20 protein-coding genes are annotated in these 14,344 nt (G+C 64.7%); 3 read left to right on the top strand and 17 right to left on the bottom strand.

The window, feature by feature from the left end:
* Nucleotides 1-17: 17 nt before the first annotated feature.
* Both pip and ACIOSY_RS15760 read right to left on the bottom strand, forming a co-directional pair.
* The gene (gene pip, locus ACIOSY_RS15765; protein WP_400854986.1) at nucleotides 18-980 is read right to left on the bottom strand and encodes a prolyl aminopeptidase; all 963 of its coding nucleotides are present in this window, start codon (nucleotides 978-980) and stop codon (nucleotides 18-20) included.
* A gap of 72 nt (nucleotides 981-1,052) precedes the next feature.
* Nucleotides 1,053-1,934: a neutral zinc metallopeptidase gene (locus ACIOSY_RS15760; protein ID WP_400854983.1), complete on the bottom strand. Its 882-nt coding sequence runs from the start codon at nucleotides 1,932-1,934 to the stop codon at nucleotides 1,053-1,055.
* Between the two features lie 45 nt (nucleotides 1,935-1,979).
* Here ACIOSY_RS15760 and ACIOSY_RS15755 point away from each other — a divergent pair, with 45 nt between their 5' ends.
* The 3 genes from ACIOSY_RS15755 (at nucleotide 1,980) to ACIOSY_RS15745 (ending at nucleotide 3,971) form a co-directional block, all read left to right on the top strand.
* Nucleotides 1,980-2,969, top strand: a complete 990-nt coding sequence (locus ACIOSY_RS15755; RefSeq protein WP_400854981.1) for a malate dehydrogenase — start codon at nucleotides 1,980-1,982, stop codon at nucleotides 2,967-2,969.
* Between the two features lie 117 nt (nucleotides 2,970-3,086).
* On the top strand, nucleotides 3,087-3,449 hold the full coding sequence (locus tag ACIOSY_RS15750; protein ID WP_400854978.1) for a response regulator: 363 nt from the start codon (nucleotides 3,087-3,089) through the stop codon (nucleotides 3,447-3,449).
* Between the two features lie 51 nt (nucleotides 3,450-3,500).
* The gene (locus tag ACIOSY_RS15745; protein ID WP_400854976.1) at nucleotides 3,501-3,971 is read left to right on the top strand and encodes a dehydrogenase; all 471 of its coding nucleotides are present in this window, start codon (nucleotides 3,501-3,503) and stop codon (nucleotides 3,969-3,971) included.
* A 24-nt stretch (nucleotides 3,972-3,995) separates the two neighbouring features.
* Here ACIOSY_RS15745 and ACIOSY_RS15740 read toward each other — a convergent pair whose 3' ends face one another.
* The 15 genes from ACIOSY_RS15740 to ACIOSY_RS15670 form a co-directional block, all read right to left on the bottom strand.
* Entirely contained in the window at nucleotides 3,996-4,769 is a 774-nt protein-coding gene (locus ACIOSY_RS15740; protein WP_400855155.1) for a hypothetical protein, read from the bottom strand.
* 69 nt (nucleotides 4,770-4,838) lie between these two features.
* Entirely contained in the window at nucleotides 4,839-5,402 is a 564-nt protein-coding gene (locus tag ACIOSY_RS15735; protein ID WP_400854973.1) for a hypothetical protein, read from the bottom strand.
* Nucleotides 5,403-5,435: 33 nt separating this feature from the next.
* Nucleotides 5,436-5,987 carry a GAD-like domain-containing protein gene (locus tag ACIOSY_RS15730; protein ID WP_400854971.1) on the bottom strand — a complete coding sequence of 184 codons (552 nt, stop codon included), beginning with the start codon at nucleotides 5,985-5,987 and terminating at the stop codon, nucleotides 5,436-5,438.
* Nucleotides 5,988-6,013: 26 nt separating this feature from the next.
* A complete protein-coding gene (locus ACIOSY_RS15725) occupies nucleotides 6,014-6,376 on the bottom strand; it encodes a hypothetical protein (RefSeq protein WP_400854969.1) in 363 nt (120 codons plus the stop codon).
* Nucleotides 6,377-6,405: 29 nt separating this feature from the next.
* Nucleotides 6,406-7,308 carry a hypothetical protein gene (locus ACIOSY_RS15720; RefSeq protein ID WP_400854966.1) on the bottom strand — a complete coding sequence of 301 codons (903 nt, stop codon included), beginning with the start codon at nucleotides 7,306-7,308 and terminating at the stop codon, nucleotides 6,406-6,408.
* A gap of 19 nt (nucleotides 7,309-7,327) precedes the next feature.
* The gene (locus tag ACIOSY_RS15715; protein WP_400854964.1) at nucleotides 7,328-7,666 is read right to left on the bottom strand and encodes a DUF2185 domain-containing protein; all 339 of its coding nucleotides are present in this window, start codon (nucleotides 7,664-7,666) and stop codon (nucleotides 7,328-7,330) included.
* The gene (locus ACIOSY_RS15710; RefSeq protein WP_400854962.1) at nucleotides 7,647-8,069 is read right to left on the bottom strand and encodes a hypothetical protein; all 423 of its coding nucleotides are present in this window, start codon (nucleotides 8,067-8,069) and stop codon (nucleotides 7,647-7,649) included. Before ACIOSY_RS15710 ends, ACIOSY_RS15715 begins: the two co-directional genes overlap by 20 nt.
* 135 nt (nucleotides 8,070-8,204) lie before the next feature.
* Entirely contained in the window at nucleotides 8,205-8,741 is a 537-nt protein-coding gene (locus tag ACIOSY_RS15705; protein ID WP_400854960.1) for an SMI1/KNR4 family protein, read from the bottom strand.
* Nucleotides 8,738-9,313 (bottom strand): hypothetical protein, encoded by a 576-nt coding sequence (locus ACIOSY_RS15700; RefSeq protein ID WP_400854957.1) that lies wholly within the window; start codon nucleotides 9,311-9,313, stop codon nucleotides 8,738-8,740. Before ACIOSY_RS15700 ends, ACIOSY_RS15705 begins: the two co-directional genes overlap by 4 nt.
* Nucleotides 9,314-9,316: 3 nt before the next feature.
* On the bottom strand, nucleotides 9,317-10,015 hold the full coding sequence (locus tag ACIOSY_RS15695) for a hypothetical protein (protein ID WP_400854954.1): 699 nt from the start codon (nucleotides 10,013-10,015) through the stop codon (nucleotides 9,317-9,319).
* A gap of 220 nt (nucleotides 10,016-10,235) precedes the next feature.
* Nucleotides 10,236-10,874 carry a hypothetical protein gene (locus ACIOSY_RS15690; protein WP_400854951.1) on the bottom strand — a complete coding sequence of 213 codons (639 nt, stop codon included), beginning with the start codon at nucleotides 10,872-10,874 and terminating at the stop codon, nucleotides 10,236-10,238.
* A gap of 3 nt (nucleotides 10,875-10,877) precedes the next feature.
* Entirely contained in the window at nucleotides 10,878-11,579 is a 702-nt protein-coding gene (locus tag ACIOSY_RS15685) for a hypothetical protein (RefSeq protein WP_400854949.1), read from the bottom strand.
* An 85-nt stretch (nucleotides 11,580-11,664) separates the two neighbouring features.
* Complete coding sequence (locus tag ACIOSY_RS15680; RefSeq protein ID WP_400854947.1) at nucleotides 11,665-12,531, bottom strand: hypothetical protein; 867 nt, start codon at nucleotides 12,529-12,531, stop codon at nucleotides 11,665-11,667.
* An 18-nt stretch (nucleotides 12,532-12,549) separates the two neighbouring features.
* Nucleotides 12,550-13,665, bottom strand: a complete 1,116-nt coding sequence (locus ACIOSY_RS15675; protein ID WP_400854945.1) for a hypothetical protein — start codon at nucleotides 13,663-13,665, stop codon at nucleotides 12,550-12,552.
* The gene (locus ACIOSY_RS15670) at nucleotides 13,655-14,326 is read right to left on the bottom strand and encodes a hypothetical protein (RefSeq protein WP_400854943.1); all 672 of its coding nucleotides are present in this window, start codon (nucleotides 14,324-14,326) and stop codon (nucleotides 13,655-13,657) included. The genes ACIOSY_RS15675 and ACIOSY_RS15670 overlap by 11 nt, the downstream gene beginning before the upstream one ends.
* Nucleotides 14,327-14,344 lie beyond the last annotated feature (18 nt).

The following is a 14,344-nucleotide window of genomic DNA, read 5'->3' as shown; positions in this document are numbered from 1 at the left end:
ACCGACCCGCGCGCGCCTCAGCCGGCGAAGCCGTCGGTCGCGGCGCGGAGCGCCCGCTGCGTGCCGGGTTCGGATGCCGAGTGACCGGCGTCGTCGATCACGACGAACTCGGCCTCGGGCCACGCCCGATGCAGGTCCCATGCGGTCATCATGGGCGTGCACACGTCGTGCCGCCCCTGCACGATCACGGTCGGGATGTGCCGGATCGCGTCGACTCCGGCGATCAGCTGACCCTCGGTCCACCAGCCGCGGTTCACGAAGAAGTGGTTCTCGATGCGGGCGAAGGCGGTGGCCGAGCGCGGGTCCGACATGGCGGCGATCTGCGCGGCGTCCGGACGCAGCGTGACGGTCGACGCCTCCCAGGTCGACCACGCGATCGCGGCGGGCACGTGCACCGCGGGGTCGGGATCGAACAGGCGACGGTGGTAGGCGTCGATCATGTGCGAGCGCTCGACGACCGGGATCGGCGCGACGAAGTCCTCCCACAGATCGGGGAAGAGCGCGGCCGCTCCCCCTTCGTAGAACCACTCGAGCTCGACGCGGCGCAGGGTGAAGATGCCGCGAAGAACGAGCTCGGTGACGGCATCCGGATGCGCCTGCGCATACGCGAGCGCCAGGGCACTGCCCCACGACCCGCCGAACACCTGCCACCGGTCGACGCCGAGGTTCTTGCGCAGCAGTTCGATGTCGGCGATGAAATGCGCGGTCGTCAGGAAGCGCAGGTCGACACCTGGCTCGCCCGCGTGCGGGGTGCTGCGCCCGCAGCCGCGCTGATCGAACAGCACGATGCGGTACTTCTCGGGATCGAAGAACTGCCGCTGCCAGGCGGAGGTCCCGCTGCCGGGGCCGCCGTGCAGGAACACGACGGGCTTGCCATCGGGATTCCCGCTGACCTCCCAGTAGAGGCGGTTGCCGTCTCCGACGAGCAGTTCGCCCGTCTCATACGGCTCGATCGGCGGATACAGCGCATCCAGGTTCATCGTCGTCGACCCCCCAGTCAGTCGTTCGGTACTACCCCTCCACGGTATCGGACGCACGGCGCCCGCCTGGAATCACGGGTCGAGCTGGTCGGCCGGGAGAGTGAAGACCTGGGCGCAGACGCCGAGGCCGTTGGCGTAGCCCTCGGCGAACCAGCGCTGGCGCTGCGCGCTCGACCCGTGCGTCCAGCTCTCGGGGTTCTGGAAGCCGGAGAGCTCTTGGATGTGGTCGTCGCCGACGACGAACGCGGCGTTCAGAGCATCTTCCAGCTCGGTCTCGGTGGGCTTGACGAGGTACGGGTCGCCCTCGGCATCCGTCTCCTCGGTGATCCGCCCGATCCACGCGCCGGCGTAGCAGTCGGCCTGCAGCTCCATGCGCACGCCGTTGGTGCCCTCGCCCGTGCCGTTGTTCGGGTACTGGTCCATGGTGCCGGTGATGTTCTGGATGTGGTGGCCCCATTCGTGGCCGACGATGTAGAGCTGGGCGAGATTGCCGGCGGATGCTCCGAACTGCTGCTGCATCACCTGGAAGAACGTGGGGTCGACGTACACGCCCTGCTCGGGCGGGCAGTAGAAGGGGCCGACGGCGTTGGATGCCGTGCCGCATTGCGTCTGCGTCTGTCCGTCGACCACGGTCAGCGTCGGGGCGACGTAGCCCTCGACGTTCTCTTCCCAGAACGCGTCGAGCGCGACCTGCGCGCCGGCCATGCGGCAGTCGACGTTCGCGTTCGCATCCGCCCCCGTGTCGCAGTCCTCGATGACCGAGCTACCCGACGATCCCCCGCGCGGAGCGGCGCCACCACCGAAGAGGCCCGAGAGATCGATTCCGAGCAACGGCCCCGCGATCAGGGCGATGATGCCGAGCACACCGACACCGGTGCCGCCGGCGATCGCGGCGTTGCGTCCGCGCCGACGCGTGGTGTTGGTCGAGAGGTCGGCGTCGGGGTTGAAGGTCATGAATCCGAGGGTACTCCGCCCCTCGGACGGTCGTAGGCTCGGTGTATGACCACGACGATCACCATCACGGGCGCGGGTGGACAGATCGGCTACGCGCTGCTGTTCCGCCTCGCGGCGGGAGACCTGCTCGGACCGGACGAGAAGGTGCGGCTGCGGCTGCTCGAGATTCCGCAGGGACTCGGCGCCGCCGAGGGCGCGGCGCTCGAACTGCAGGACGGCGCGTTCGGCCTGCTCGAGCACGTCGAGGTCACCGATGACGCAGCCGTCGGCTTCGACGGTGCCGATCTCGCTCTCCTCGTCGGAGCGCGTCCGCGAGGGCCGGGCATGGAGCGCGGCGACCTGCTCGCCGCGAACGGCGGCATCTTCGGCCCGCAGGGTCAGGCGATCGCGGCGCACGCGGCGCCGGGAGTGCGCGTCACGGTGGTCGGCAACCCCGCCAACACGAATGCGCTGATCGCCGCGGCATCTGCTGATGGGGTGCCCGCCGAGCGTTTCACCGCACTCACCCGTCTCGACGAGAACCGGGCGCGGGGTCAGTTCGCGCAGACGCTCGGGGTCCCCGTGGCGACCGTGCGACGCCTGCCGATCTGGGGCAACCACTCGGCCACGCAGTTCCCCGATGTGTCGCATGCGACCGTCGGTGGGCAGCCGGCGGCGGATGCTCTCGCCGCGATCGTCGGTGATGTGCCGACGTGGCTCGACCAGACGTTCATCCCCCGCGTCGCGAAGCGCGGTGCCGAGATCATCGAAGTGCGCGGTTCGTCGTCGGTCGCATCGGCCGCGAGCGCGACGATCGACCACGTGCGCGACTGGGTGCAGGGCACCGACGACTGGACGTCGGCGGGGGTCGTCTCGCATGGAGAGTACGGAGTGCCCGAGGGACTGATCTCGTCGTTCCCCGTTCGCTCGGTCGATGGCGAATGGCAGATCGTCGAGGGGCTCGAGGTGAGCGATTGGGCTCGCGCCCGCATCGACGCGTCTGTTGCGGAGCTCGTCGAAGAGCGCGACGCGGTTCGCGCGCTCGGACTGCTCTGACCTCACTTCTCCGGCATTCGGGGTGTGGATAACTCGTTCTCCACAGTCTACGGATGAGGTCGTTTACTCGACATATGGTTACTAGACGAACTCGGCTCTGCGGAGCAGAATGGACTGGTGACCGTGACCCCTGATGCGCTCGGAATGCTGATCGCCCTCTTCGCCTTCGTGGTGACGGTGTTGGGCGGCGTCGGCGGAATGCTCTCCCATCTGATGAAGCGGATCGACGCACGATTCGAACACGTCGACGCGCGGTTCGACCTGGTCGACGCGAGATTCGATCGCATGGACACACGACTCGATCGTATGGATGCTCGCTTCGATCGGATGGATGAACGGTTCGACCGCATGGACTCGCGATTCGACCGGGCCGACGAGCGTGTAGGCGGCGGACTCACGGCCGTCGAGCACGAGCTGGGCGAAGTGAAGATCGCGGTGGCGCGCCTCGAAGGGCCTCGCCGACACCTGCAGCAACTCTGAGGCCACATATGGCTCGGGTTACAGGGCAGAATGAGTACCGGAGGTGCGCCCATGAGCGAAGCGACAGACCGGACGACCGCAGCAACGACGGTAGACGAGGCTCTGACCAGCCCCCTGCACCTGCCGCATGCGGCGGCCGAGTGCCCGAAGTGCTTCACCGAGCTGCAGCAGAACCGCGACTTCTGGCTCGCCCGCCCCGATGGGTCCCGACTCGTCGGCCTGGTCGTCTCCCGCGAGGGGATGCCCCCGGTGGTGCAGCAGCGCGACGATCTGACCCGGTTCGGGGTACCGATCGAGGGGTTCCGGCATCCGGCACCCGACATCCTCGAGAGCTGGGGCGACCGTCTGGCACGACTGATCGGCACGCTGCGCCCGGGCGATGTGCTCGTCGTGACGAACACGCACGCGCTCGGCCACGACTCCGAAGAGGAGTCACGCACGCTCGCAGATCTGCGCCAGCGCGGCATCATCGTGAAGGTGCTCAATCACGACGCACGACACCTCGCCGACCTGACGCGCTGAACCAGCGGCACTGCGCGAGCAGACTCAGTCGCCGTCGGGGTCGCTCTGATTGCGCAGGGCCTCATCGTCGAGAAGAGGAAGATCGGCGCGCGTGACCACCTGCGAGGTGACGGCGTACTCGACCAGGCGGGCTCGACGGTTGGTCGCCAGCTTGCCGGCGCCTCCGCGCAGACCCTGCACACCCATGCGGTCGAGCTTGTCGCAGACGTTGTCCAGCTTGCGGTTGAACTTGCTCATCGTCCATCCGAGGCGTTTGGCGGCAGCGCTCGATGACGGCAGTTCGTTCATGCTCACGCCCTCGCGGCGCAGCATCGGTTCGGCGAGCGCGACCATGAGCTGCTTCTGCAGCGGCGTGAAGCTCGCCGGCATCACGGTCGTCTCACCGCTGAGCGACATCTCCACCTGACGCGACACCTCATAGGGCGCCTGTTCGGTGTGCAGACTCAGCTCGTATGTGACGGGGCCGGCTGTGAACACGATCACCGTGCGCTCGAAGACCAGCGGCATCCGCGCGCCGGGCGAGAGCCAGGACTGCACTGCACCACCCGCGCTCGAGATGGTCGCTGCGAGGCGCACGCCGACGTTGGCCAGCCACCACAGCCCGTCGCGGTACTGCAGTTCGAGGAAGTGACGGTGCAGGTAGAGGTTGTCATCGATCTCGAGGTCGCCCTCGCGTCCGATGATGAACGGGCGATCCGACGGCAGATCGTGCCACTCTCCAGCGAACTCCAGACGAAGCGGTACCGGCTTCTTCGGCTCGGTCGCACCGTCGGCGTCAAGACCTACCGCAGCATTCACATCGCTCACGTTTCCTACCCCCTGGCCAACATCCTGCCATGTGGAGGCAGCACCCGTGCACTGCGACCGCTATCGCTTCTCCTGCATCTGCCCGACCCAGGCTTCGAACGGGTCGGGATCGGCGGTCGACCAGACGGGCGGCACCGTGGTGTCGAACTCCGATTCGACCCACCGGCGGAAGGCGGCGTGCGCCTCGACCGCATCCTCTTCTTCGGGTTCGCTCTCGAGGTCCCAGGTGTTCAACTCGTGATGGCCGATCGCGATCAGACGCAGAAAATCGACGGCGGAATCGGCGAGCAGAAAGGTATCGCCGTCAGACCCGAGACCGACGAATCGCACCCGGTCACCATCGAGCCACATCGCGCCGGTCCCGCCGTCACCGGAGATCTCGGCGATCGGCACGAGCTGGTCGTAGCCGGGGTCGCCGGGCTCGAACCAGCCGACCAATGACTCCTGCGGCGAGAAGACCGGCCCGAGCTGACGGTCACCGGCGTACGGCGTGACGAAGTACCCGTTGCCGTTCTCCCGCCCCCAGCCCTGCGCCTCCATCCACGACCAGGCACGGTCGAGCGGCTCGGGAATCGTGAAGCCCTCGGGCAGGGATGGCGTGAGCAGTTCGGCGAATCGCGACACGGGGTGCACCTTTCGGGTTGGAGTGCTTCAGGGTCAGTGACCGATGACGCCTTGGAACTCGACCATCATCTGGATCGCTGTGATCGTCTCCCGCTTGTGAAGGTTCTCGACCTTCACAGTTCCGCCGAGAGACAGGAGCGGCGCAAAAATGAACGACTGATCGTAGGGCAACTCGCCGTATGCTTCGACGGCTTGGGCGAAGATCTCACCCTTCAGACGGCTGGCGATGAGACCGTCTTCGACAAGCCGCAGCACGCTGCGCACTCGGGTACCGAGTCCATAGACGGTGCCGAGTCGATACTGGACCGCGACCAAACCGAGGCTCGGCTCCCACGTGATCAAGTCTCCCAACGCAGTGACCATGATCGGGATTGCGATGCCGTCGCCCTGGGTCTTGCCGATGCAGTCTCCGATCTCCGCCTCATACAGCTTCGGATTGATCACCCGTAGGAAACCCTCACCGAACGCGCCGTAGCCGTACTGTTCCCACAACTCCACAAGCTCGTCCGGAACACGACCCCGATACTCCGTAATGACCTCCGGCTCCACGGGCGCATGCGAAACGAAGTCAGCGATCTCAACCATGCCAAGCAACCTACCCCAGCCGGCAGTCACTCGAACTGCGGGCGCAGCTTCTCACGGATCTCATCGATGTTCGCCGGCGTGACCTTCCACCGCGACACATCCGAGTCCTCGAATGTCACCTCGTACTCGCCCTTCGTGCGATCGAACTGCACAAGAATCGCCACCGACAACGCCGCACCCGGCTCGTACAGGCTCTCGGTGTAGGCGTTCACCGTCGGCCGGATAGCCGAAGGACGCGAAGCCACCGCAGAAACCACACCGTCCGGAGAGTACGTGTAGCCATGGGTTCCACTGAACCTTCCGCCGCTGAAGTCGATGACCATCGCCAACGACTCCCAATCGTCACGCTCACCTTTCATGTGCTCGATCAGCGCGCGGATCAGGTCCACTGTGACATCACTCGACATTGCTGGCGATGTCAGAGCTCGACGCCGGGCTGCACGACAGTCACGGCAGTACTCACATCCGACTCGAAGTCGAATCTCAAGTATCGGTCGTCGACGAGATACAGATCCATGTACTGGCTCGAACGCTCCGGCTTGCCGAAGTGCGCTTGAACACCCTCGCGAGACGACGGCAACGAAAGACCGGAGACCAACTGATCCGGCGACGGGTAGGCGGCAGAACCGTCCTTACTCACAATCTCGACCAATGCAGCCACAAGCACCTCTTCCTTGAACTGCAAGGTCACACCGCTGTTGGGGAAGATGTCGTAGGCCCAGTTTGCCCCGCCGCGCACATCTTCGTGGGTCTCCATCGCGGGACCGGCAAGCGTCATCAATGCAACGTGCTCCCGCGAGAACATCGGCAGGCCAACGGCACGGATAAACGATGCGATCTCACCGTCCACGGTCACTTCGTCAGCAACCTCATCTGGCTGGGGCTGCGGGTCAAGCCCGCCGATCAGCTCGCGCATCACAACAGCGGTCTTGATCGAGTCGCCGTCGAAGTCGAACTGCAAATACCCCGGGTCCGCCTTGTACGTCACGAAGGTATCTCGCGATCGCAACGGTCCACCCAATGTGCGCACGACATCCTCTCGCGAAGATGTCGGGGCAACGCCCTCAACCAGCGTCGTCCACCCTGGATACGTGCCATCCTTCGACGCCGCCGACAAGAACACGGTGCTCAATTCACCGTTGGTCAGCAAGAACTCGGCACCCTTGTCTTCCAGCGATAGGTAGGTACTTCTCACCCCGCCATCGACGAATGTCTCCACTTCAGGCTCCCCGCCAACCAGCGCGAGAGCGCGATCCAACCGCGCATCGCCTTCGCTCGCGCCCAGCGCGCTCAGGAACGTGGAAACATCACCCTGGATCATCCGATACCCCGATTTCTGTTCAGAAGGTGAGTGGTTGACCCGAATCGTTGTCGATGATGGTGATACGGCCGTCTGCGTCCCGCTCGATGGTGACATCCGTCCCCTCGGGCAGATACAGCAGCGGAAGAACAGCAGGCTCGATTCTCACAACCGTGTTGAAGCTCACGACGACCAAGTTCGCCGAGTCGCTGAGAAACTCGTCGTCATCGATCGCCGACAAGAACCGCCACCCGTTGTCGACCGGATTCGCCTGCTCCTCACGAAACGCCCACCGGATCGGCGCCTTGCCATCCAACGCATTCCGAGAAAGAAGCGACCCGCCCGAATCACGAACGAACTCAGGAGTGCTCTGCGACATATCGTTCCATTCGCTCAAGGATGCTCGCGCGGTACGGCACAGCACGCGCGTACGCCAAAGGAGTCGCCCCGCGCGTTGAGGGCGTCTCAAAATCAAGGGTCACCGGCTGCTCGAACCACAGATCATAAAGAGGCGCCAGGTCTTCATCGGTGTACTTCATCTGAAGCACCTCACAGAAAACCAGGCCTCCACGCGGACTCACTGCATTCACGTCCGCCCCAATCTCAATCAACTGCTTCGCAATCGTGAGGTCAGACGGGATGTCATGTTTCACTTGCCCGAACAACACATGGAGCTCCGTGTAGCCTTCCGAATTGGGAGCGCCGAGCGGACAGCCCCGATCGAGGAGCCACTGGGTCGAGGCGTAACGCGACTCGAGGGCCGTGTTGGACAGCGTCGACATTAGGAGACTCTTGCCGTCCGCGAGAGGGACTGTGACGTCCACGCCTGCGGTAGCCTCGATAAACTCGGTGGTCGGCTTCATCGAAGCGATCAGATCCAGGCTTTTCATTCGCGTTGATGTCAGCGAGCTTGCGTCCTACTTTCCGAACGTGCCGGACTCGAATTTCGTGAGCTTGCGCTTCGTGTAGACGATGATCGCATCGAAGTACTCTTCGAAGGAGTCGAATACCTCGATGATGCCCGACGGGTCGAGCGAGATCACCTGACTAGCCACACGTCCGTCGACCACCGGCATCGCGGCGTAGAAGGGCATCTCAAAATCGACCGCGATCGGCAACAGCGTCGCCGACGAATACCCCTGTTCACGTGCCTGTGGAGGGGCGGAATCGATCCACGCAGTAAACACGTCGCGGTGCTCGCCCGATGCAAGCTGTTCGACGCTGAGAAGGTCTTGCGTCTCGAAGAACGCCCGCCATCCATCCGCTGCTGCCAGGAACGACCGATGTCCTGGATCGAGAGTCAGGCCAGTGCCTTGCTCATAGGCATCCAACCGCTCCGGGGATGCTGCGACCGAGGGCAAGGTGTAGGGAAAGATACGGTCAACGTCATACCGCGAGATCTGCTCCTTGAGGCGCACCAGCTCGACAATTCTCGGGGCCCAATCGATCATCATTCCCTCACTACAAACATGGTGGGGTTGTAACCCACCGGATATCGGTTGACCTGACCAGCCAGGCTGGAGTTGACTCGACTAGTGTAGTCACCCCAACCAGGCGGAGTGCCCTGCCCGACCCATGTCGAATCTGGTACATGTGCGACGACACCCTGATAGGGGGTACCGGCGCCTGCGGCTCGATTCCGCTCGGCCCGCGCAGCATCACGCGCGTCCGCGGCGATCTCGCCCTTAGTGGTCACGCGCCCGGCACTCGAGAGCTGGCCGTCGGCGAGATACTGGTTGCTGCGATTGACATAGTCATGGAACTGGGCAACCTCGGCGGGGCTTGCGCCCTCGGGGACGTTGAAGTGGACGGGTCCGTCGCCGTTAGGGTTCGGAAGGTGAGGCCCATACGTCGGGCCGTTACCACCAGGCGTGTCGAACTTGTCGACGTCGGACACGCCGTCACGGTTGCGGATCTGCTTCGCCTTCAGCCCGTCGACCACGTCACGCAACTGACGCATGTGCACCGGAGCGTCATCCAGCGCTCGGATGATGGGGCGGAAGACCTCGTCGCCGATTTTCGTCATGGTTCAGTCCCCCGTGATGTTCAAGCTCGACAGATCAGCGGCAAGCTGATCGATCAACGATTCGATGTCAGAGGCATGCATGTCGAGATCCCCCTCGGCAGCCTCCAACGCCTCCAGATCGGCGTAGAACTCATCCGGGTCCCCCGCGACAGCCTCCACCACCGGAGCATCCAACGCCGCCATGATCACACCCGGCAGTTCCTCCGCCAACGGCTCGATGACCATCGGCAGCACCTGATTCAACACCTGCTCAACCGCGATATCAACGGCCGCGTTCAGCGCCATCTTCTTCAGGATCAGCATGCCGGGCGCGCCCGCCGCGGTCAGCGGGTTGGTCAACATGGGCAGCAGGATCATCAGTGTCGACGTCACATCCGCGATCACCTTGATCTTCAGCCCCGTGACCACAACCGCCGCGATATCCATCCCCGCCGGCACCGACCCCAGAATGTCGAGCAGCTTCTGCAGGTTCTGCGAACGGTTGGTGTTCCATGCCGACACGAACGCAGGCCCCGCCTGCCCCCGCATCGCCGACGCGAGATCCCCATTGACCTTCCGGTCAACCGCCATCAATCGACCCTCGAGCTCGTCACGGAACGTCCCGACGATCTGAGCCCCGCGGCGCACCTCGTCCTCGTCGATATCCGGCCACTCGAAACCGAGCTTCTCCATCACCCAGATCAGCTCATTCGGCAACATCATCCCCATAGCAACACCTCCTGCACAGACTGTACGTGGCGAGAGGTTATCCACACCATGGGTAGGACTTCCCACTTCTGGAATCTGTGGAGGAAGAGTGCGTGCTCAGACTCGCCAAAGCCATTGCTAGTCGGCGGTTCCCGGCGGACTCTTCACCGCGAGGCGCCTCACTCAGAGCGCACCGTCACTCAGGTCCCGGACGGGACGGTTCAGTCCCCCGGCGTCACAGCTTTTCGGACCGTGCGATCTCGATGCTCACGAAGCGCGAGTCGGGAATCGTCTTCACCTCGACGGTCGCACCATCGAGAGAGCCGCTCTCCAGCCCGAAGCGGTCTTCGAGCTCACCGTTGCTCAGACCGCTCAGGTCGCCGGCCTCACCGGCGGGCGCCAGGAACCGCATGTCGCCCTGGCTCTTCTCGCCGTACTTGTCGGGGCTGTCCTGACCGATCGCGTCTTCGTAGAGCTCCTCGACCAGCTGCTTGGGTGCCTTCTTCGGCACGCCCTTGATCTCGTCGAGCACATCGCCGGGAAGCCCCCGAACGTCTTTGCCCACCGAGGTTCCGAGATCGCGGGCGGCGTTGTAGTCGGGATCGCGATGCTTGGGCGTCGACCCCAGCGACTGCAGACCGCTGCGCACATCCTCACGAATGTCGTAGTCCTTCGCATGCGAGGTCGGCTTGCCGTCTTTGCGATGCTTCGGAGTGCCGTCGGCACTGCGGCGATCCAGGCCGCGGATGGCGTCGGCATCCGCCCGGTGCTTTCCTCCGCGCTTACGGAACGCTCCCCCGAATCCCTGCTTGAACTCGCGCCCCGCCCCATCGACCGCGTCGACCAGGTCACGCATCAGCTTCTTCAACGACATCGTTCACTCCCCCGAGATCTGCAGATTGGAGATGTCTGCGAGCAGACGGTCGGTCAGTTCCTCGACGTCGGCGGCCTGCGCATCCATCTCATCGGCCGCCTGGTCGAGCGCCGCGAGATCGGCGAAGAACTCGTCAGAGTCGCCGATGGCCCCCTCGACGACCGGAGCATCGAGCAGCGCCGCCACCAGCACCGGCACCTGCTCGGCGAGAGGTTCGATCGCCAGCGGCAGCACCTCGTCGATGACCTTCTCGAGCGTGATCTCCATCGCCATCGAGAACAACTTCTTGCGCGCCAAGATCAGCAGGGCCGCCCCACCCGCCCCGAGTGGACCCGCAGCCAGCAGAGGAATCAGCTGGGCGAGAGTCACCGTGATGTCGACGATCACCTTCAGCTTCAGCGCGACGACGATGTCGGCAGCGATGTCGATGCCGGTCGCGGCCGGCCCCAGCACATCGAGCAGCTGCTGCACGTTCTCGGAGCGGTTGCGATTCCACCCGGTCACATGCGCCGTGCCCGTCTGACCGCGCATCGCCTCGACGATTTCCCCGTTGATGCGCCGATCGGCGGTCTGCACCAGCGTCTCCATGTCGTCGCGGTATCCGCGCACGTAGACGGCAGCCTTGCGCACCTCGTCCTCATCGATGTCGGGCCATTCCAGGCCCAACTTGTCCATGATCCAGATGAGCTCGTCCGGCAACATCATTCCCACAGCGACCACCTCCGCGCATGACGCTACCCAGCGGTGCGTGCGAGCGCGATGGGGAGATCAGCCCATAGGAGCGTGGAGGTCAGCTTCGAGGTGCGTCGCCCGGCACGAAGTACCGCGCCGGTGACAGGCCGGTGCGCACGATGGCATCGCCGCCCGCATCGAGGAACTGGTTCATCGTCGCCACGCTGATCGACCCCGACGGGTCGGCGATGATCACGTTGTCGACCACCGGCAACAGCGTCGCGGTGCCCTTGGGCCAGGCCGCGAACGTGGTGGTGACCCCGGTCTCGAGCACCTGGATCTTGGGATCGGCGATGTGCACGTCGGGGCGCTGCAGCACGACGGTCTGCGCCTCGTATGCGCGCACGCTGAACAACCGCAGCACGCGCTCGAACCGCAGTTCGAGCGACGGGAACCGCTCGCGCCACGGGAACGGCGCCCACGCGTCATCGACGCGCACGATCGGGTGAGCGCTGACCAGGGGGCCGCCGGCTTCGTAGAGTTCTTCGGCGAGGTTGAGCACGCGGGCGACGCCCGCTTCGTCGTCGGCACCCACGATCGCGACGCGCGAGCGAGACAGGGCGAAGACGACAGGAGAGCCCGTGACGGCGTCGGCCGAGATGCGTGCCGGGTCGAGGAGAACAGCGGATGCCGTCGCCTCGTCGTCGATCACGATCACACCGGCATCGGCCTGAGGCAGCGCGGAGACAGAGGCCACAGCATCCGTCAGCAGATCACGGAACGGGCGAGACAGGCCCTCGGCCTGCCCCTGTGTGATCGCCGCACCATCGGCATCGAGACCGATGAAGATCTCACCGCCGACGTACTCGACCCGGGGGTGGATCTCGCCGGGCGCCGTCAGCGACAGCACGCCGAGTTCACTCGCACCGTAGACCCGCGCGACCGCGTTCGCGGCGACATTCCCGACAGCATCCGTCATGCTCATAGCCCTCTCGTCGAAACCTCAGCCCAGACTATCCGGCGCATCGAGATCGGCCGGCGACCAGCGCACGTCGATCCCGTCAACGGTAGCCCCTAAGTGTCGTGGCGACACCCAGCTCGCGGGAACGATGTGCAGACTGAGGGCGACTTCTCCCCCCTCGCGTTGCCAGACGAGCACAACAGCGCGGTCGTTGCCGAAGTCCCAGAAGGTCGCTTCGGTCACACCCGCCGCGCGCAGGGCCTCGGCATACGAACGGATGCTGTCGTTGTCGGCCTCGTCGAGGGGCAGCGCGATCCCTCGCCCCGCCCGATACTCGCATGCGTCTGCGAGTTCGTTCGCCAGTGCCGTCATGCGGCGGATTTCCTCGTCGGCCGATCGGCCGCTCGTCGAGTCGGTCTGGAAAGCCAGTGGCAGTATGCGAACGGCGCCTCGGTCCCACGCCGGAACGGCCGTCGACTCCGACTCACCGGCGACGATCGCGTCCACGACCCGCATGATGTCCCCCACGGACGATTGCACTCGCCAGCCGCCGAGCGCGACGACCTCGTCGTTGGAACCCGCTCGATCGGCAGGCACGCAATCCTCGGCGAACGCCGTGACAGCATCGAGAGCGTCCAGCCCGAAACGCTCCAGATCGGGCGGAGTCGAGGCGGCGAGAAGCGGCGCCCACTCACCGAACTCGGGCACCGCACGTCGAAATCCATCATCCGAGTCCAGCGTGACCTCACGGAACTCATCGTCACCGAGGGGCGACGCCAATGTGACCGTGACAATGCGGTCGGTGGAGATCTGCTGGGTGACCGTGAAGACCTCGGAATAGGGAACGCGGCGACCGGGATCCCCATCGGGATAGAAGAGATCGATGATTCGACGGCAGAAGAGCGATCCTCCGTCGTCTTCCCACGTCACCTCGCGGATGGGCGTGCCCGTCGCCGCGTAGAACGTCAGGGTGAAGCGGTGACGTTTGGGCGAGACGAGAAGAAACCACGCCGTCGGGTTGCCGTCGTCGACCACACGGAGGCTCTTCCCCTCGCTGTAGCGCCCTCGGGCGTCGTCCGAATCGAGGTAAGGAGGGTCGCCGATCGCCTCTAGGCGCGACGTCTCGAACTGGTTCGGATACCGAAAACTAGTCGACATAGAAGTTCGTGTAGCTCCCGGTCCCGGTATCGGACACATTCACGACAGCCTCCGGGATCCCCTCGGGAAGGTATCCGCCGGGGATCCACTGGGCGTTGGCTCCGCCCTCGTTGCCCTGCGGCATCCGAATATTGCCGTTGGTGATCTCGTCCGGTGTGAAGTCGGCACGAATGATCTCGACGGCGTTGCCGTTCTTGTCGACGAAGAAGTTCTCGCCGAGACCCAGCATGGTGCCGAGCTTCTTGGGGTCTCCGCCCGCCTGGTCGATGATGTTGTCGATCTCGCTGGTGGGGAAGACGAACGTCGTTCCGTTGTTGCCCGGACCGTAGGTGTTCAAGCTGTCGGCACGGTAGAAGCGCGTCGCGCCGTCGCCGAACTTGTCGATGTGCTCACGGATATAGTCCGCGTCGAGGTACTCCGCCGGGTACGGCCGGTTCGGCTTGCCCGAGCCGACGATGCGATCCGGCGTGTGCCAGGAGTCCTTCTTCCACCCGTCGCGGAGGGCATCCGGCACATCGGTCGCGTCGAGGTCGTTGACGCCTGCCGTGTTGCGGTTCTGCTTCTGCCCGTGCTTGCGGAACATCTCGGCGAGTTGCCGAATGTGGATCGGCATCCCGTCGAGCGAGTCCTTCATTGATCGGACAACCGGTTTCAAACTCATGGTCAGTCTCCTCCGATA

It is taken from the genome of Microbacterium sp. NPDC087665 (assembly GCF_044743285.1).
In the GTDB taxonomy this organism is placed as follows: domain Bacteria; phylum Actinomycetota; class Actinomycetes; order Actinomycetales; family Microbacteriaceae; genus Microbacterium.
The sequence above is the reverse complement of the archived record's forward strand: the minus strand, read 5'-3'. Positions and strand labels throughout refer to the sequence as shown.